Source organism: Actinomycetospora sp. CA-101289 (assembly GCF_050955895.1).
Lineage (GTDB): Bacteria > Actinomycetota > Actinomycetes > Mycobacteriales > Pseudonocardiaceae > Actinomycetospora.
Window position 1 is genome coordinate 3,420,796 of record NZ_CP192093.1, and the last position, 16,832, is coordinate 3,437,627.

Sequence of the window (16,832 nt, forward strand, 5' to 3'; positions counted from 1 at the left end):
TGTGGGCGCCGGAGCTGTTCGGCGACCTGCTGGCCCGGACCGCTCGTGAGTGAGCGGGGCGACAAGACCTTCGTCACCGACGGCGAGGCCTCGATGACCTATCGGGACGTGTACGAGGACTCCCTGCGGCTCGCCACCGGCCTGCACGAGGTAGGCGTCCGTACGGGCGACCGCGTGGCCGTGCAGCTCCCGAACTGGGGCGAGTTCGTCGTCGTGGTCGCGGCCGTCGCCCGGCTCGGCGCGATCTCGGTCCCGATCATGCCGATCTACCGCCGCGAGGAGGTCGGGCACGTCCTCGACGACGCCGGCGTGAGCGCCGTGGTGACGCCCGGGACCTTCAAGGACTTCGACTTCCTGGGGATGTACCGCGCTCTCGCTGCCGACCGCCCAGCCGTACACACGATCGTCGCGGTGCGCGCCGACGCGGCCGTCGAGGCTGCCGCGGACGACGCCACCACCACCGTCCGGACCCTCACCGCGCTCACTGCCGACGTCGACCCGGCCACGGCGGAGACCGACCTGGGCGCCCCGGTCACGGCGGACGACCCGTTCGTCATCGTCTACACCTCGGGCACCACCGCGCAGCCCAAGGGCTGTGTGCACACCTTCAACACCTACGTCTCCGGAGCGCGTGCGCTCGGCGTGGCCTTCGCCTACACCGAGGACGACGTGCAGTTCGGCCCGTCACCGGTCACCCACACGACCGGGCTGGTCACCAGCGTCCTGCTCCCGTTGATCTACGGCGCGGCCACGCACTTCATGCCCGACTGGGACCCCGTCCGCGGGCTCGCCGAGATCGAGCGCTACCGCTGCACCGCGAGCGTTACGGCCACCGCATTCATCCAGATGCTCCTCGACGCCTACGACCCGGAGCGCCACGACGCGTCGAGCCTGCGCCTCTGGGTCTCGGCGGGCGCCCCGATCCCCCGCGCGGTCGTCGAGCGGGCCCGCCGGCTCCTCCCCCAGGCGAAGATCCTCAGCCTGTACGGGCGCAGCGAGAACCTCTGCACCACGACGTGCACGGCGGTCGACGACCCGGAGCGCGCGCTCACCAGCGACGGGGCCGCGCTGCCGTTCAGCGAGGTGCAGGTGGTCGACGAGCTGGGCGAGCAGGTGCCGGTCGGCGAGGAGGGCGACATCGCCTACCGCGGCCCGTCGCACATGCTGGGGTACCTCGGCCGGCCCGCGGAGACCGCGGAGCTGTTCACCCCCGACGGCTTCTCCCGCTCGGGCGACCTCGGCCGGATGGACGCCGACGGCTACGTCCGGGTCACCGGCCGGACCAAGGACATCATCATCCGCGGCGGGCTGAACATCAGCGTGCGCGAGATCGAGGACCTGCTCGCCGCCCATCCAGGTGTCGCCCGCGCGGCCGCCGTCGGCATGCCCGACCGCCGCCTCGGGGAGCGGGTGTGCGTCTACCTCGTGCCCGCCGACCCCTCCGGTCCGCCGAGCCTGCACACGCTGAAGGACTACCTCCTCGACAAGGGGGTCGCGCTGCAGAAGGTGCCCGAGCGCGTGGAGGTCGTCGACGCGCTGCCGACGACGGCGACCGGGAAGATCCAGAAGCACCTGCTCCGCCAGGACATCGCCCAGAAGGTCGAGCAGGCCGGGCGTGAGCCGGTAACGACCTGAGCCCGGTGAGCACCCTTGGCGAGGTCACCCTCGGGGACGTGGTCGACGAGGTCACGTTCGCCGTCGAGGCCGGGAAGGTCGCCGAGTTCGCCCGGGCGACGCGGGTCGAGGACCCGGTGCACACCGATCCGGGCGCCGCACGGGCCGCAGGGTTCGGAGCGCAGCCGGCGACGCCCACCCACGTCGTGGTCAGCGGTCACCACCGCGACCAGCAGGCCATGGTCGAGCGGCTCGGGCTCGCGATCGAGCGGGTCGTCGTCGGCTCGACGCGCTGGCGCTACCGCCGCCCCGTCCTCGTCGGCGACCGCCTGCACGGCGTGCGCCGGCTCGTGGACGACGAGCAGCGCACCAGCCGGGACGGCGCGGTGTCGCGGCGCCTGACCCTCGAGACCGTCTTCCTCGACGCCCACGGCACGCCGACCGTCGAGTGGCGCGAGGTCGTCATCGAGCGCGGACTGCGCCCGTGACCGCGCGCGCCCCGGTCGCGCTCGCTGTCGGGGACACCGTTCCCCCGCGCACGATCGGCCCGCTGACCCCGACCGACATCGTGCGCTTCGCCGGCGCGGGCGGGGACTTCAACCCCCTGCACCACGACCCGGCGGCCGCCACCGCGGCGGGCTTCGACGGCGTCATCGCCATGGGCCAGATGACCGCCGGGATGCTCGCCGGCTGGCTCTCCGACCGCTGCGGCGTCGAGCACCTGCGCGAGCTCGAGGTCCGCTTCCTCGCGCCCGTCCGGCCCGGCGACCTCCTGGAGCTCGCGGGCGAGGTCACCGCGGTCCGCGACGGGGAGGCCGGCGAGGCGGTCGCCGACCTCGCACTGACGGCCACGGTCGGCGCCACCCCCGTCGTCCGTGGGGAGGCGGTCGTCGTCCGCGTCGGCGGACGCTGACGCCTCACGTCCCCGCGGCGCGGTGCGCGGCCCCGAGGAACGCCCGGACGAGGGCCGGGTCCTCGTAGTAGGGATCACCCCCGCCGTGGCGGAGGCGCCGGCGGCTGTACTCGTAGAGCACGGCGAGCTTCCAGAGCGCGAGCACCGTGTACCAGGTGAGCCGGGCGAGGTCGCGTCCCGTGGCGGCGGCGTAGCGCTCGGCCAGCTCCTCGCGGGACGGCCAGCCGGGCTCGAGGACGGCGGTCCCGAGCTGCGCCGTCGGGACGAGCGGCTCGCCGGCGACCGGGTAGGACGCCAGCAGGTAGGCGACGTCGAGCAGCGGGTCGCCGAGCGTCGCGAGCTCCCAGTCGAGCACGGCCGCGACCCGTCCCGGTGGCTCCGGCGCGAGGACGAGGTTCCCGAGCCGGAAGTCGTTGTGGATCACCGTCGCCTCGCCGTCGGCGGGGGCCCGCTCCTCGAGCCAGGCGTCGAGGTCGGCGAAGGCGGCGGGCCGCGCGCCGTCCTCGTCGGCCACGAGGCGGCGCAGGCGGGCGAGGTGCCGCCGGGCGAACCCCTCGGGTCGACCGAGGCCCTCCAGGCTCGTCCCGCGCCAGTCGACCGCGTGCAGCGCCGCCAGCGCGTCGACCATCCCCGCGCCGACCTCCCTGCGGACGGCCGGGGACGCGAGGGCCGGCGGCGTCGTGGTGGTGACCACCGGCCCGACGACGTGGCTCATGAGCAGCAGCGGCGCGTCGACGACCTCGCCGGGTCCGGCCGTCGCGAGCACCGCAGGCACGGGGACGTCGCTGCCGGCCAGGCCGCGGAGCAGCTCGGCCTCGCGCAGCACGTCGTGCGCCCCGGGCGGCACCGGTGGCGGCGGCGGGCGGCGCACCACGACCCGGTGCTCCCCGTCGTCGACGAGGTAGGTCAGGTTCGAGTGCCCGTCGCCGATGCGCCGCGTCGTCACCGGGCCGTCGACGAGGTTGTGGCGGCGCAGGAACGCCGTCAGCGCCTCGCGGCGCTCCGGGGTCCAGTCCCAGATCACCGAGCGGCGCCCGCGGTCAGGTGGTCGAGATAGGACCGCGACCACTGGTTCTCCCACTGACCGGCGCCGGACTCACCGTCGATCGTGGCGTGGCAGGCGGCCTCCCAGATCTCGGTCCCGGTCCGCTGGTTGGTGGGGAGCTTGACCAGGCCGTACCGGTCGAACACGACCTCGGTGCGGCTGCCACCGACGTCGACGACGGTCGCCTCAAGCCGCCGCTGGGTCATGTCGTCGTCGTAGGAGGCCCGCTGCTCGATGCGGGCGATCGGGGTGGTGACGCCGTCGCGGGCGACGTAGCCGGCGAACCCCCACTCACCGCGGGCGATCCAGAGCCAGCCGTTCACCGCCCGCCCCGACTCGGTGTAGGCCACGAACCACTTCCAGTGCTGCGGCACGCCCCAGTCGCGCGGCCCCCAGGAGTGGTCGCGGTGGCCCATCCGGCCGCGCCAGTCGATGCGGCGCTCGCCGATCTCGAGGTACCCGTGGATCCGGCCGGACTGCTCGAGACGGTTCTGCGCGAACCACGTCGGGATGCCATCGGGGTTCCCGTGGTAGCTGAACGCGTCGTGGACGCCCTCGAACTCGTAGCGCAGGCGCAGCTCGTCGGAGGTGTAGGTGACGACCGCGGTGCGGCGCAGTTCGGGCTGCGTGACGGTCAGGCCGTCGAAAGCGAAGTCGTCGAGGTCCGTGTCGGCGCCGACCGTGCCGCCGCCCAGCTGGAGTGCCAGGGGCTCCGCCTCCGGGCCCCAGACGGTGACGTTGTAGCCGGTGTGGCCCCGGTCGGTGAGGTAGAGGTAGATCTGCACGCCGAGCTGCTCGTCCGGCATGATCACCTCCCAGAAGAGGCTGTCGCGCATGCGCGCGCCCGGCGCGGGCCAGTGGCGCAGGTCGTCCCGCGGCCCGAAGGCCTCGACGGTGGACACGGCAGCACTACCTCCCGGTGAAGTCGGGTGCCCGACGCTCGCGCAGGGCGGCGAGGGCCTCGGGCATGTCCTCGGTGCGGGTCAACAGGGCCTGGCCCCGGTTCTCCAGCTCGAGGGCGCCCGCGTACGAGGCGATCTCCTGGTTGCGCTGCAACGCTCGCTTGGACAGCCGGACACCGCCGGGCGAGTTCGCCGAGATCGCCGCCGCGAGCGCGAACGCCTCGTCGAACAGGCACTCGCCCGGCACGACGCGATTGACCAGGCCGATGCGCTCGGCCTCGTCGGCGGCGACGACCCGTCCGGTGTAGGCGATCTCCGCCGCGCGTCCGTACCCGAGCAGGCGCGTGAGCTGCCAGGACGTGCCGAGCTCCCCGACGGACAGGCCCACCTTGACGAACGAGCACGCGAACTTCGCCGACGGCGCGGCCAGGCGGATGTCGGCGGCGAGCGCGAGGGACAGACCGCCGCCGGCCGCCGCGCCGTGCACGGCGGCGATGACAGGGAACGGCAGGCCCCGGATCGCCGCGATCCCGCTGCTGGCCAGCTCCTGGAACCGGAGGAACTCCAGGGTCCCCATCTCGGTGATCACATCGATCTCGGCGAGGTCGAACCCGGAGCAGAACGCCTTGTCCCCCGCCCCGCGCAGGATCAGCGCCCGCGCCCCGCTGTCGCGCAGGGCGTGAGCGGCGACGCCGAACTCGGCGAACATGGCCGGGGTCTGGGAGTTGGCGCGGTCGGCCCGGTCGACGGTCAGCACGGCCACGCCGTCGGGGCGCACCTCGAGGCGCAGGGTCTCCATGTCGGGCGCGGAACCGGACCCGTCGATCGTCATGTCGGCCTTCCCACTCGGCACCCGGACCGGGCTACTGTAACTTTTGGCCTGACCATTTGAAAGCGCTACCAGGGCGAGGAGTCCCATGCTGCACGCCGAGGCCGCGGCGCGAGGCCCCCTGCTCGTCACCCCGCACCGGGCGCCCGAGGCACTGTTCGGCCTCACACCGGTCGAGGTCGACGGCGACACCGCGCGGGGCACGATGCGCACCGCCGAGTGGATGACAGATCCGGCCGGTGCGCCGGCCGCCGGGATGCTCGGCGTGCTGCTGGACGACGTCGTGGGACAGGCGACGCTGACGGCGCGGCCCGACGGCGGCTGGCCGGTCACCACCGAGTTGTCGATCGACGTCGTCGGCGGTCTCCCCGTCAACGGCTCGGTCCTCACCGCCGGGAGCCGACTGCTGGCCGCCAGCACCCGCCACGCCACCGCTTGCGGCGAGGTCCGCGCACCGGGGGGCGACGTGCTGGCCGTCGCGACCCTCTCCACGCACTACGTGCCCGGCGTCCCCGACCTCGACGGCGTGGTCCCGGCCGATGCCCCGGACCGGCCACCACCCGGGCTCCGGCTCCACGAGGTCCTCGGAGCGACACTGGAGAGCACCCCGGGCCACGGCGCGCTGCTCGTCGTCCCGCCGGGTCCGGAGGTCGGGAACGTCGCCGGGCACGGTCACGGCGGCATCCTGGCCGCGCTCGCCGACGTCGTGGCCGCGGCGGCGGTGGCCGACGGGGGTCATCCCCTGCGCACTGCGAGCCTGCGCGTCGCCTACCTGCGCCCGGCGGTCCTCGAGGGGCCCGTGCGCCTCCGGGCGGCCGTCGTCCACCGTGGCCGCGCGACCGCCGTGACACGCGTGGACGTCACGGGGGGCGACGGTCGGCTGTGTGCGGCCGCCACGGTGACGGCCGCGGCGCCGTAGCCACGCCTCAGCCACGGGCGGCGGGAGCTCCCCTCGAGGACCTCTCCTGGGCCCGGAGGGGATCGGCGGCGGCGCGTGTGAGGAGCGGGTCACCCGACGGGGTTGGTGCCCGGGACCGCTCCGGCGAGGTCGACGACCTCGTCCCACCGCGCGGCGACGTCCTCGATCGACGGGACCTCGACGAACGTCGCGCCCCGGGTCATGAACTGCCGCACCTGGTGCACCTGACCCCCGCCCGCGACGATCACCGTGCCGTTGTCGGTGCACTCGTCGCTGAGCAGGTGGCCGACAACCGGGGCGACGTGCGCCGGGGCGAGCTTCTCGAGGATCTCTGGTGGCGCGACGTCAGCGGTCATCCGCGTAGCCGCCATCGGGGCGATGGCGTTGGCCAGGATGCAGTACTTCCGGCCCTCGATCGCGAGGGTCTGGATGAGTCCGATCATCCCGGCCTTGGCGGCGCCGTAGTTGGCCTGCCCGAAGTTGCCGTAGATGCCCGAGGTGGAGGCCGCGACGACGACCCGACCGTGGCGCTGCTCGCGGAAGTGGGGCCACGCCGCGCGCACGACGTGGTAGGTGCCGTCGAGGTGCACCCGTTGCACGGCGTCCCAATCAGCGGCGCCCATCTTGTGAAAGGCGGCGTCGCGCAGGATTCCGGCGTTGGCCACGACGCCGTCGACGCGGCCGAAGGCGTCGAGCGCCGTCGCGACGACGCCCCTTCCGCCGGCCTCGTCCGCCACGGAGTCGTAGGACGCGACGGCCTCACCACCGGCACCGCGGATCTCCTCGACGACCGCGTCGGCCGCGGCGTGGCCCTGGCCGGTCCCGTCCCGCGCGCCGCCGAGGTCGTTGACCACGAGGCGCGCCCCGGCGGCCGCGAGCGTCCTGGCGTACTCGCGTCCCAGCCCGCCCCCGGCTCCGGTGACGGCGACGACCCGACCCTCGACTCCGGCCAACCCTGACCTCTCTCCCTTCGGCGCCCGGACGACGCTCAGACGAAGAAGCGCCCGACGCTCTCGACGACGCACGCGGGCTTCTCGGAACCCTCGATCTCCATGACGGTCCCGAAGACGACCTGGACAGTCGACGGGTCGAGCGGCGAGGCCTCGGCGACACGCGCCGTGGCCCGGACCCGCGATCCGACCGGCACCGGAGCCGGGAAACGGACCTTGTTGAAGCCGTAGTTCACGCCCATGCGCACGTTCTCGATGCGGTAGAGCCCGCTGAGCAGGACCGGGAGCAGCGAGAGGGTGAGCAGCCCGTGGGCGATGGTGGTCCCGAAAGGACCGTCGGCGGCCCGCGCCGGATCAACGTGGATCCACTGGTGATCGCCGGTGGCGTCGGCGAACGTGTCGATCGTCTTCTGGTCGACCGTCGTCCACTCCCCGGGGCCGAGCGTCTCCCCCTGTGCGGCGACCACTTCGTCGATCGAGGCGAACGTCCTCATGGGGCGTACTCCCGTCGTCGTCCGCGGCGGCCCGACGGCGCCTTGCCGGTGGTCGACCGCGGCATCTAATCTGGATTAAACCAGAGCTGCGGGGAGGTCGTATGGCCGGCGAGAGCCACCACTGCGACGCGCTGGTCGTGGGCGCCGGGGCCGGCGGGCTGCTGGTCGCCGCGCGCCTCGCGCACCTCGGCTACCGGACCCTCGTGGTGGAACGACGGGACCGGGTCGGCGGCCGGGCGTCGAGCGAGGAAATCGACGGCTTCACCGTGAACAACGGGGCGATCGTCATCGAGGTCGGCGGGATCACCGAGCAGACCTTCGCCGAGGTCGGGGCCCGTTTCGACGTCCGCCGGGCGCAGCCGCCGGTCCTCTATCGCATCGGCGGCAAGGACGTCGACGTCACCGGTGGGGGCTGGGGGTTCCTGCTCTCGAAGCTCACCCGCCAGGGGGCGAAGCTCCTCGACGGCCTCGGGGCCGCGCGCACCGACGAGGGCCTGCCCGACGCGCAGCTCTCCACCGCGGACTGGATCCGCCGGTACACCAGCAACGAGAGCGTGCACGGCATCTTCCGCAACATGTGCGCCTCGATCTTCGCCGTGAGCTCGGAGGACCTCCCGGCCAAGGTCTTCCTCACCTACTTCACGCGGAAGAGCGCGTTCAAGAAGTTCGGGTTCTGCCCGGAGGGCACCATCGGCGTCTGGCGGGCGCTCGCCGACGTCGTCGAGGGCCACGGCGGGGAGGTCTGGCTCGACAGCGAGGTGCGGTCCCTGGACCTCGGCGAGGACGGCACCGTGCGCGGTGCCACCGTCGAACGTCGCGGGCAGGTGACGCAGGTCCACTGCCGCTTCGCCGTCAGCGACGCCGGCCCGGCCGCCACCGCCGACCTCGTCGGCCGCGACCGTCTCCCTGCCGAGCACGTGGCCACCGTCGACACCACCCCGTGCGCGATGCTCGTGGTCAACTTCGCCAGCCCGGAGCGGCTCACCGAGGCCCCCGGACTGCTGAGCTTCGCCAGCACGCGGCGCATGTGCTACGTCGCCAACTTCACCGCGACCTGCCCCGAGATGGCACCCGACGGCTGGCACCTCTACAACGGCACCTCCGTGCCGGAGCCCGCGACCGGTGACTTCGACGAAGAGCAGGAGCTCGAGCTCCTCCGGCTGGACCTCGAGGAGCAGATACCCGGGTACGCGCACGCCCGCCACCTGTCCACCACCGTGTGGCGCGACGCCTGGCCCCCTCAGCGCGCCGTCGCCGGGTACGACATCCCGCACACGACGCCGATCGCGAACCTCTGGAACGTGGGCGACGCGGTCAAGCAGTACGCCAACGGCGGGACCACGGCCTGCGCGGAGACCGCGAAGCTGGTCGTCGACGAGATCGGGGCCCGCTTCCCGGTCCGAGCCCCGGCCTGACCCCTCGACCTCGACGCGAAGGCCGCCATGACCCTTGACCATCCCCCGATCACCCCGTCCGCCACCCAGCGGACGCTGACGCGGTCGGTCTGGGACACCGACGACGCGGTGCCGCTGGCCGAGGCGACGGTCGCCGACCTGGTGCGCGCCCGGGCCGCCGAGCACCCGGACGTCACGGCCCTGATCGGCACCCGGCACGACGGCAGCACGCTGCGGGCGACCTACGCCGAGCTCCTCGCCGAGGCCCGAGAGGTCGCCGCCGGCATCCGGCGCGTGGCCGAGCCGGGCGACCACGTCGCCCTGTGGGCGCCCAACGTCGCGGAGTGGCCGGTGATCGAGTACGGCGCCGCCCTGGCCGGCGTCGTGCTGGTGGCGCTTAACCCCGTGCTGCGCGCCGGTGAGCTCGAGTACGCGCTCCGCCTGTCCCGGGCCTCGGTGCTCCTGCACGCCGACGAGAGCCGGGACTACGACATGGCGTCGGTGGCGACCTCGGTGGCCGCCGAAGTGCCGGCCCTGCGCCACACGATCAGCCTCGGCGACACCGACCGGCTACGGGCGAGAGCCGACGAGGACGCGCAGGTCGAGCCGACCACCCCGGCCATGATCCAGTTCACGTCGGGGACGACCGGGCACCCGAAGGCCGTCCTGCTCGCGCACCGCTCGCTGGTGAACAACGCCCGCCTCACCATGATCACGGGCGAGGTGCCGGCCGGGGCGGTGGGCATCGTGCCGTTGCCGATGTTCCACACCGCGGCGTGCGTCATCTCGACGCTCGGTCCGGCGTGGCTCGGGGGCACGCAGGTGCTCATCGAGAGGTTCGTCCCGCACGAGGTGCTCGCGACCATGGCCGCCGAGGACGCCGACGTGCTCTTCAGCGTCCCCACCGTGCTGGGCGCGGTCCTCGAGGCCGCCCGAGGCACCGACGGTCCGGTCCCCCAGCTCTCGACCGTCCTCGTCGGCGCGTCCACGGTGCCGGGCTCGATGATCGAGGCGGTGGAGCGGACGTTCGGCGCCTCGGTGCACAACCTCTTCGGCCAGACCGAGCTCTCCCCCGTGCTCTCGCTGACCCGTCGCACCGACACCCGCGAGGACCTGGTGACCAAGGTGGGGCGTCCGCTGCCCCACACCGAGGCGGCGATCGTCGACCCCGTCTCCGGCGAGATCGCCCCGATCGGCGAGCAGGGCGAGATCTGCGCCCGCGGCTACAGCCAGATGATCGAGTACTTCGACGACCCCGACGCCACGGCCGCGACGGTCGATGCGGACGGCCGGCTGCACACCGGTGACTTGGGGACGATGGACGAGCGCGGCCTGATCACGGTCACAGGACGCCTCAAGGAGATCATCATCCGTGGCGGGGAGAACATCGCGCCGGCCGAGATCGAGGTCGCGCTCGCCGCCCACCCACAGGTCCTGCGCTCGGCGGTGCTCGGGCTCCCCGACGACCACTGGGGCGAGATCGTGGCCGCCGCCGTGGTCGCCCGCGACCGCGAGGCCGAGGGGCTCGTCGAGGACCTCGAGGCCTTGTGTCGCGAGCGGCTGGCCAAGTACAAGGTGCCCGCACGGTGGTTCCTCGTCGACGACCTGCCCACGACCCCGTCCGGCAAGGTCCAGAAGTTCGCGCTGCGGGAGGAGCTCGGCGCGGGCTGAGTGGCCTCAGGCCGGAGCCGGCTCGACGTCCGCCTGAGCAACCATGCGGGCGAGCCGGAACTTCTGCACCTTGCCGGTGGGTGTGGTCGGCAGGTCGCCGGCCGCCAGGAACACGACCCGACGCGGCACCTTGAACCGCGCGAGCTGTTCCTTGCACGAGGCGATGAGCTCGTCGGCGGTGACCTCCACGTCGGGCTTGGCGACCACGCACGCCACACCGATCTCGCCCCAGCGCTCGTCGGCCACCCCGACCGCGTAGGCCTGGCTCACGCCCGGATGACGCGACAGGACCTCCTCGACCTCCTTGGGCATCACCAGCTCGCCGCCGCTCTTGTACAGCTCCTTGCTCCGCCCGGTCAGCACGAGGTAGCGGTCCTCGGTGACGTAACCGAGGTCGCCGGAGCGCACCCAGCCCTCGCTGTCGAGAGCGAGCGCCGTCTCCTCCGGCTTGCCCCAGAACCCGAGCATGTTCGTCGGACCCCGGGCCGCGAGCTCGCCCTCCGATCCGGTCGGGAGGGGCTCGGAGGTGAGGACGTCGATCGCCCGGAACTCGGTGAGGTCGCCCGCGGACTCCCCGGCCGACTCCGGCAGGCCCGCGACCCCCGCGATCTTGACCCGCCCCACGGTGCCTGACAGCCGCTCCAGCGGGTCCTCGGGGAGGGTCAGCGTCATCGCCCCGCCCTGCTCGGTCATCCCGTAGCCGGTGACGATCTCGTCGACCCCGAGCGCGGCGCGCACCTTCTCCCACAGCCACACGGGTGCCGGCGCGGCCCCGGACAGGATCGCGACGAGGCTCGACAGGTCGCGGACGCCGAGATCGGGGTGCTCTAGCAGGGCGACGGTCATCGTCGGGACGCAGAGGATGTCCGTGGCGCGGTGGCGCTCGATGCCCTCGAGGTACCGGCCGGGGTCGAACGCGGTCTGCGGGATGATCGCGCCGCCGACCATCATTGCCGCCATCAAGCCCTCGACGTAGCCGAACATGTGGTAGCAGGGCAGCGAGAAGAGGATGCGGCGCCCGTCCTCGAACGCCCGCGTCAGCGCCGACGCGTAGCCGGTGCGCTGGCTCGCGTCGTGGGTGATGAGCACGCCCTTGGGCGTCCCGGTGGTCCCCGAGGTGTAGAGGATGTCGGCGACGTCCTCCGGCGCAGCACCGCGGTCGACGCTGCCTCCCGGGTGCTCCCTGCCGAGCTGCTCGAGGTCCTCCACCGAGCCGATGCCGTCGCGCGTCCGCCCGTCGGTGCACAGCGTGACCACGCCGCGCAGCTCCGGGAGCGTGGTCTGCTCCCCGCGGTCCCAGCCCGGGGCGATCTCGTCGAGCATCCCGAGGTGGTCGAGGCCCGCGAAGCCGGTCATGGTGATCAGGAGATTGCAGTCGGACTGCTCGAGGACGTAGCGCAGCTCCTCGGTCCGGTAGAGGAAGTTGAACGGGATGGCCACCGCGCCGGCGCGCGCGATCGCGAACTTCAGCGGGACGAACTCGATGTAGTTCGCCATCACCATCCCGACCCGGTCGCCGGGACGCACCCCGAGCGCCACGAGCGCGTCGGCCAGCCGCTCGGTCCAGGCGGCCACCTCGGCGTAGGTCACCGTCCGGGCGTCGGTGATGACCATGGGGCGGTCGCCGAACTCGTCCGCACAGTGCGCGAGACGGTCGTGGAGGGTCATCGGGGTCCACGTCGGGAAGCGACGCCGCAGCTCCGAGCGCCGCTCGTCGAGACTCGCCACCATCTCCGGCCACCACCCCTCGGTCGTTTAATCCGGAGAAGAATATGCGTGGACAGGCGGCGGGGACCAGCGCTGGAGCCGTGGTCGACCGATGGCGGGAAGCGTCGTCAGCGGTGGCGGAAGCCGGTGAGCCGTGCACCCACCGCCTCCTCGCCCAGGTGGTCCATCACGACCTCGGTCTCCCGGGCCAGCCCGTCCTCCAGCGGCAAGCGCAGGCCCTCGTGGACGAGCCGCTTGGTGCGCGCGGTGGACTGCGGGTCGGTCCGCGCGAGCCGCTCGACGACCTCGTTCACGAGCGCCTCGAAGTCCTCGGCGGGCGCGCTGCGCCAGGCCAGCCCGAGGGCGACGGCCTCGGGTCCCCGCAGCCGCTCGCCCAGCAGGATGTGGGTGAGCGCCCGCTGGGGACCGAGCAGGCGGGGCAGTCGCTGCGAGCCGCCGCCGGCGGGGACCTGGCCGTTGCGGGCGTGGTTGTCGGCGAGCACCGCGTCGTCGCGCACCACCACGACGTCGCTGGCCTGAACGAGCTCGAAGCCCCCGGCCATGGCGTAGCCCTCGACGGCGGCCACGACCGGCACCGGCAGGGTCGCGATCACCGAGCAGGCGCGGTGGAAGGCCTCGAAGAGCCCGCGCAGCGCGGCCGGTCCCTCGGCGCGCAGCCGCCCGACCTCGCCGACGTCACCACCGGCGCAGAAGTGCCCGCCGGCGCCGCGGACCACGATCACGCGGGCGCGGCCGGCCAAGTCCACGAGGTGATCGTGGAGCGCCTCGGCGAGGGCCAGGGTGATCGCGTTCCGGGCCTGCGGCCGGTTCAGCAGGATCACGCCGACCTCGCCCTCGAGCCGAGCGGTGACCTCGTCGTCCGACACGATGACTCCTCGGTGGTGGCCGTGTTCTAATCCACATTAGAACAACGGACCGGGAGCGCCATGCCGTCGCAGCGCGAAGAGGTCGTCCGGCGGCTCTACGACGCCCTCGCCGCGGGCGACGCGCAGGCCGCGACCGAGCTCCTCCACCCGGACTTCGTCGGCGAGACGACCGAGGGCCTGCCCTTCGATCTGGGCGGCACCCATCGCGGACCCGTCGCGATGACGGAGGAGTTCTGGTGGCGGATCGGGCGCCACTACCGCGCTCGCGCCGAGGCCCGAGACTTCCTCGCCCTCGCCGACGGCGGGCTGCTGGTGCTCGGCCGCTACACCGGCAGCGCCCGCGACGGCGGCGGCGCCCTCGACGCCGCGTTCGCCCATGTCCTGACCTTCGACGGCGACCGCGTCCGGTCGCTGCGGCAGTACACCGACAGTGCCCGATGGCGGCAAGCGCTGCCGCCGGCGCCGGCGGGGCGCCGGGAGCTCCGCGTCGTCCAGTACGAGGTCCTCGACGGCGTGGCCACCATCGAGCTCGACCGCCCCGAGGCCGGCAACGCCATCGACCCCACGATGGTCGAGGACCTCGACGAGGCGACGTTCCGGATCACCGCCGATGCCTCAGTCCGCGCCGTGCTTGTGCGCGGCGCGGGCGGCACCTTGTCCGTGGGGGGCGACCTGCCCTTCTTCGCCCGCACCGCCGCCGAGGACGTCCCGCAGCGGCTGCGCGCGATGACCGACCGCTACCACCTGACCCTGGAGAGGCTGGCCACGCTGGAGGTCCCCGTGGTGTGCGCCGTGCAGGGAGCTGCCGCCGGCGGTGGCATGGGCCTCGCCCACGTCGCCGACCTCGTCGTGGCCGCCGACACCAGCACGTTCGTCTTCGGCTACGGGGCGATCGGGCTGGCCTCCGACGGCGCGAACTCCTGGTACCTGCCGCGACTGGTCGGGACGCGCCGGGCGCAGCAGCTTTTCCTCCTCAACCGGCGCCTGACCGGAACGGAGGCCCTCGCGTGGGGCCTGGTGACCGAGGTGGTGCCGCACGACGAGGTGCTCGCGCGGGCCGACGAGCTCGCCGCGACGCTGGCGGCCGGCCCGACCGGCGCCTACGGGCGCATGAAGCGTCTCCTGCGGCAGAGCGCGAGCGCCGACCTCGCCGACCAGCTCGCGGCCGAGACCCGGGAGATGGCGGGCTCGGGAGCGTCGGAGGACTCGCGGGAGGGCATCACCGCCTTCGTCGAGCGCCGGCGCCCGGCGTTCCGGGGTCGATGATGGTCCCGGCACCCCGAGCTCGAGTGAATTGACGCCCGATTCGAAAAAGGGCACCGTGGGTGGCCGAGCCGGCCCCACCTGGAGGTGGAACGCGATGACCGCCGTCGAGGCCTTCCCCGGGGCGGACGCCGGGCGCATCCGCTCGCTGGTCCGGCCCAGTCGGGTGCACGGGTCGATCTACACCGACCCCGCGATCTACGCCCGGGAGCTGGAGCGCATCTGGTACACGACGTGGGTCTACGTCGGGCACGCGAGCGAGATCCCGCAACCCAACGACTACGTGCGCAAGACGATCGGTCCGCAGCAGGTGGTGATGACCCGCGACAAGGTCGGCGGGATCCACGTGCTGCACAACCGCTGCTCGCACCGGGGCAACCTCGTCTGCGACGCGGACGCCGGGAACTCCGGGTCCTTCCGGTGCCCGTACCACGGGTGGACGTTCACGAACACGGGCGAGCTGCTCGGCTTCCCGTTCAACCAGGGCTATGGCGGCAAGCAGGCGAAGGCGGAGCTGGGCGGTCTCGCCGCCGCCCCGCGGGTGGAGACCTACCAGGGCTTCGTGTTCGCGAGCCTCGCCGCCGACGGACCGACGCTGCGCGAGCACCTCGGCGCCGCCGCCGAACGGATCGACCGGTTGGTGCGCCTCTCCCCCGAGGGCGAGGTGGAGCTGACGGCGGGCTGGGTGAAGCACGAGGTCACCGCGAACTGGAAGATGCTGGTCGAGAACGAGACCGACGGCTACCACCCCCAGTTCGTCCACTCCTCGATCTTCAGCATCTCCGGCAGCGGCATCGGCGCGCTCTACAGCGACAAGTCGACCGCGGTGACCCGCGCGCTGGGCGGCGGTCACACCGAGAACGACCTCAGCCCGGAATTCCGCCGCATGGGCGTGCCGATGGGCTGGGCCGGGACGCCCGAGGCCAAGATTGCCGACTACGTCGCCGCCATGCGCGCCACCTACGGCGCCGCCGAGGCCGACGAGATCATGATCGACGGCTCGCCGCACATCATGATCTTCCCGAACCTCTTCATCGCCGAGATCCAGCTCTTCCAGATCCAGCCGCTCGCCCCGGACCGCACCGTCCAGCACGTCACCGCGATCCAGTTCAAGGGCGCGCCGGACCTCAACCGCCGGCTCGTGACGCAGTGCGTCGGCTCGGTCGGCCCGGCCGGCATGCTCCTCGCCGACGACGCCGAGATGTACGAGCGCAACCAGCGCGGCGTCGCCCAGCTCCAGCCCGAGTGGCTCGACCTGCGCCGGGGCCTCGTGCGCGAGCGCACCGACGAGCGGGGGTTCACGATCGGCACGGCCACCGACGAGACCTCGATGCGGGCCATGTGGCAGCACTACCTGACGCTGATGGCGCCGGAGCACGAGGCCGCGACCCCGGAGGCGACGGCATGACCGCCGCCGCCCAGCAGATCGTCGACGGCACTCCCCCTCCCGCGCAGGGCGACGACGCGCTCCAGACCGGCGGGACACCGGAGCTCGCCGAGGTCGAGCAGTTCCTCTACCGGGAGGCCCGGCTCGCGGATGCGTTCGCGCTCGAGGAGTGGGAGGCGCTCTGGACCGACGACGCCGTCTACCACGTGCCCGTGGACGACACCCAGGATCCGCGGACCCACATGTCGATCATCTTCGACAACCGCGGGCGCATCAGCACGAGGATCAAGCAGCTCCAGACCGGCCGCCGCCACTCGCAACGGCCGCCGTCCCGCCTGTGCCGGTCGGTCACCAACGTCGAGATCCTGGGGCGCGACGGGACCGAAACCGTCGTGACCTCGGTCGTGCAGATCCTCGAGTCCCGCGACCGCGGGCTCACCTGGTGGGTCGGGCGGGTCACCCACCGGCTGCGTCGCGTGGAGGGCGAGCTGCGCATGGCGGGGAAGAAGATCGTGCTCGTGGACTCCGACCGTGCCCTGCGCTCGCTGTCGTTCCTCGTCTGATGACCGAGGAGCCGGCGCCCGCCGACCTCGGGGTCGTGGCCAGCGAATTCGCCTCCGTGTCGGTCTCGGTCGACGACCGCGGCAACAGCACCCGCCTGCGCCTGGAGGACCTGCGCACGGGCGTCGTGCGCTACCTCGACGCCCTCGAACTCGAGTCGATCGTCTGGGCGCCCGACGCCTGGATCCGGACGCTGCTCGACCCGTCCCAGCACCGGTGGCGTGACGCCGATCCCGGTCCGGCCCGCGAGTCGCTCCGCACGCCCGGGAGCGCGGTCCCGGAACCCTAGGATCACC

General features: G+C 73.1%; 17 protein-coding genes. 10 read left to right on the forward strand and 7 right to left on the reverse strand.

Annotated features, from left to right (window positions below; all coding sequences use genetic code 11):
* The first annotated feature begins 45 nt into the window (after positions 1–45).
* From ACQPX6_RS17140 to ACQPX6_RS17150, 3 genes are read left to right on the forward strand one after another with little or no spacing between them, the layout of a single operon-like run.
* Positions 46–1,635, forward strand: coding sequence for an AMP-binding protein (locus ACQPX6_RS17140; protein WP_433781481.1), 1,590 nt, complete (start codon positions 46–48; stop codon positions 1,633–1,635).
* A 38-nt stretch (positions 1,636–1,673) separates the two neighbouring features.
* Complete coding sequence (locus tag ACQPX6_RS17145; RefSeq protein ID WP_433781483.1) at positions 1,674–2,102, forward strand: FAS1-like dehydratase domain-containing protein; 429 nt, start codon at positions 1,674–1,676, stop codon at positions 2,100–2,102.
* Positions 2,099–2,527, forward strand: coding sequence for a MaoC family dehydratase (locus ACQPX6_RS17150; RefSeq protein ID WP_433781484.1), 429 nt, complete (start codon positions 2,099–2,101; stop codon positions 2,525–2,527). Before ACQPX6_RS17145 ends, ACQPX6_RS17150 begins: the two co-directional genes overlap by 4 nt.
* Before the next feature lie 4 nt (positions 2,528–2,531).
* Here the strand turns inward: ACQPX6_RS17150 and ACQPX6_RS17155 are convergent, their stop codons facing one another.
* The 3 genes from ACQPX6_RS17155 to ACQPX6_RS17165 are packed head-to-tail and all read right to left on the reverse strand — an operon-like array spanning position 2,532 to position 5,306.
* Positions 2,532–3,551 carry a phosphotransferase family protein gene (locus ACQPX6_RS17155; protein ID WP_433781485.1) on the reverse strand — a complete coding sequence of 340 codons (1,020 nt, stop codon included), beginning with the start codon at positions 3,549–3,551 and terminating at the stop codon, positions 2,532–2,534.
* Positions 3,548–4,474: a DUF7064 domain-containing protein gene (locus ACQPX6_RS17160; RefSeq protein ID WP_433781487.1), complete on the reverse strand. Its 927-nt coding sequence runs from the start codon at positions 4,472–4,474 to the stop codon at positions 3,548–3,550. The genes ACQPX6_RS17155 and ACQPX6_RS17160 overlap by 4 nt, the downstream gene beginning before the upstream one ends.
* A gap of 7 nt (positions 4,475–4,481) precedes the next feature.
* Positions 4,482–5,306 carry an enoyl-CoA hydratase/isomerase family protein gene (locus ACQPX6_RS17165; protein ID WP_433781488.1) on the reverse strand — a complete coding sequence of 275 codons (825 nt, stop codon included), beginning with the start codon at positions 5,304–5,306 and terminating at the stop codon, positions 4,482–4,484.
* 85 nt (positions 5,307–5,391) lie between these two features.
* On the opposite strand from ACQPX6_RS17165, the gene ACQPX6_RS17170 reads away from it, so the two are divergent.
* Positions 5,392–6,222: a PaaI family thioesterase gene (locus ACQPX6_RS17170; protein ID WP_433781490.1), complete on the forward strand. Its 831-nt coding sequence runs from the start codon at positions 5,392–5,394 to the stop codon at positions 6,220–6,222.
* A gap of 89 nt (positions 6,223–6,311) precedes the next feature.
* On the opposite strand, the gene ACQPX6_RS17175 is transcribed toward ACQPX6_RS17170, so the two are convergent.
* Positions 6,312–7,175: an SDR family NAD(P)-dependent oxidoreductase gene (locus ACQPX6_RS17175; protein ID WP_433781492.1), complete on the reverse strand. Its 864-nt coding sequence runs from the start codon at positions 7,173–7,175 to the stop codon at positions 6,312–6,314.
* A 35-nt stretch (positions 7,176–7,210) separates the two neighbouring features.
* Entirely contained in the window at positions 7,211–7,666 is a 456-nt protein-coding gene (locus ACQPX6_RS17180; protein WP_433781493.1) for a MaoC family dehydratase, read from the reverse strand.
* Positions 7,667–7,767: 101 nt separating this feature from the next.
* On the opposite strand from ACQPX6_RS17180, the gene ACQPX6_RS17185 reads away from it, so the two are divergent.
* Both ACQPX6_RS17185 and ACQPX6_RS17190 read left to right on the forward strand, forming a co-directional pair.
* Positions 7,768–9,081: a phytoene desaturase family protein gene (locus ACQPX6_RS17185; RefSeq protein WP_433781494.1), complete on the forward strand. Its 1,314-nt coding sequence runs from the start codon at positions 7,768–7,770 to the stop codon at positions 9,079–9,081.
* A 27-nt stretch (positions 9,082–9,108) separates the two neighbouring features.
* Positions 9,109–10,731, forward strand: a complete 1,623-nt coding sequence (locus ACQPX6_RS17190) for a class I adenylate-forming enzyme family protein (protein ID WP_433781495.1) — start codon at positions 9,109–9,111, stop codon at positions 10,729–10,731.
* A 6-nt stretch (positions 10,732–10,737) separates the two neighbouring features.
* On the opposite strand, the gene ACQPX6_RS17195 is transcribed toward ACQPX6_RS17190, so the two are convergent.
* Positions 10,738–12,462 (reverse strand): class I adenylate-forming enzyme family protein, encoded by a 1,725-nt coding sequence (locus ACQPX6_RS17195; RefSeq protein WP_433781496.1) that lies wholly within the window; start codon positions 12,460–12,462, stop codon positions 10,738–10,740.
* A gap of 104 nt (positions 12,463–12,566) precedes the next feature.
* A complete protein-coding gene (locus ACQPX6_RS17200) occupies positions 12,567–13,325 on the reverse strand; it encodes an enoyl-CoA hydratase/isomerase family protein (RefSeq protein WP_433781497.1) in 759 nt (252 codons plus the stop codon).
* 60 nt (positions 13,326–13,385) lie between these two features.
* Here ACQPX6_RS17200 and ACQPX6_RS17205 point away from each other — a divergent pair, with 60 nt between their 5' ends.
* From ACQPX6_RS17205 to ACQPX6_RS17220, 4 genes are all read left to right on the forward strand, one after another.
* Positions 13,386–14,591, forward strand: coding sequence for an enoyl-CoA hydratase-related protein (locus ACQPX6_RS17205; RefSeq protein WP_433781499.1), 1,206 nt, complete (start codon positions 13,386–13,388; stop codon positions 14,589–14,591).
* A 94-nt stretch (positions 14,592–14,685) separates the two neighbouring features.
* Positions 14,686–15,996 (forward strand): aromatic ring-hydroxylating oxygenase subunit alpha, encoded by a 1,311-nt coding sequence (locus ACQPX6_RS17210; RefSeq protein WP_433781501.1) that lies wholly within the window; start codon positions 14,686–14,688, stop codon positions 15,994–15,996.
* Positions 15,993–16,538 carry an aromatic-ring-hydroxylating dioxygenase subunit beta gene (locus ACQPX6_RS17215; protein WP_433781502.1) on the forward strand — a complete coding sequence of 182 codons (546 nt, stop codon included), beginning with the start codon at positions 15,993–15,995 and terminating at the stop codon, positions 16,536–16,538. The genes ACQPX6_RS17210 and ACQPX6_RS17215 overlap by 4 nt, the downstream gene beginning before the upstream one ends.
* On the forward strand, positions 16,538–16,825 hold the full coding sequence (locus ACQPX6_RS17220; RefSeq protein WP_433781503.1) for a hypothetical protein: 288 nt from the start codon (positions 16,538–16,540) through the stop codon (positions 16,823–16,825). Before ACQPX6_RS17215 ends, ACQPX6_RS17220 begins: the two co-directional genes overlap by 1 nt.
* Positions 16,826–16,832 lie beyond the last annotated feature (7 nt).

Bases quoted from the DNA above. Each gene is read 5' to 3' on its own strand.
- ACQPX6_RS17210 (WP_433781501.1), top strand. From the start codon at position 14,686: ATGACCGCCGTCGAGGCCTTCCCCGGGGCGGACGCCGGGCGCATCCGC.
- ACQPX6_RS17205 (WP_433781499.1), top strand. From the start codon at position 13,386: ATGCCGTCGCAGCGCGAAGAGGTCGTCCGGCGGCTCTACGACGCCCTC.
- ACQPX6_RS17180 (WP_433781493.1), bottom strand. From the start codon at position 7,666: ATGAGGACGTTCGCCTCGATCGACGAAGTGGTCGCCGCACAGGGGGAG.
- ACQPX6_RS17190 (WP_433781495.1), top strand. From the start codon at position 9,109: ATGACCCTTGACCATCCCCCGATCACCCCGTCCGCCACCCAGCGGACG.
- ACQPX6_RS17220 (WP_433781503.1), top strand. From the start codon at position 16,538: ATGACCGAGGAGCCGGCGCCCGCCGACCTCGGGGTCGTGGCCAGCGAA.
- ACQPX6_RS17165 (WP_433781488.1), bottom strand. From the start codon at position 5,306: ATGACGATCGACGGGTCCGGTTCCGCGCCCGACATGGAGACCCTGCGC.
- ACQPX6_RS17195 (WP_433781496.1), bottom strand. From the start codon at position 12,462: ATGGTGGCGAGTCTCGACGAGCGGCGCTCGGAGCTGCGGCGTCGCTTC.
- ACQPX6_RS17185 (WP_433781494.1), top strand. From the start codon at position 7,768: ATGGCCGGCGAGAGCCACCACTGCGACGCGCTGGTCGTGGGCGCCGGG.
- ACQPX6_RS17170 (WP_433781490.1), top strand. From the start codon at position 5,392: ATGCTGCACGCCGAGGCCGCGGCGCGAGGCCCCCTGCTCGTCACCCCG.
- ACQPX6_RS17215 (WP_433781502.1), top strand. From the start codon at position 15,993: ATGACCGCCGCCGCCCAGCAGATCGTCGACGGCACTCCCCCTCCCGCG.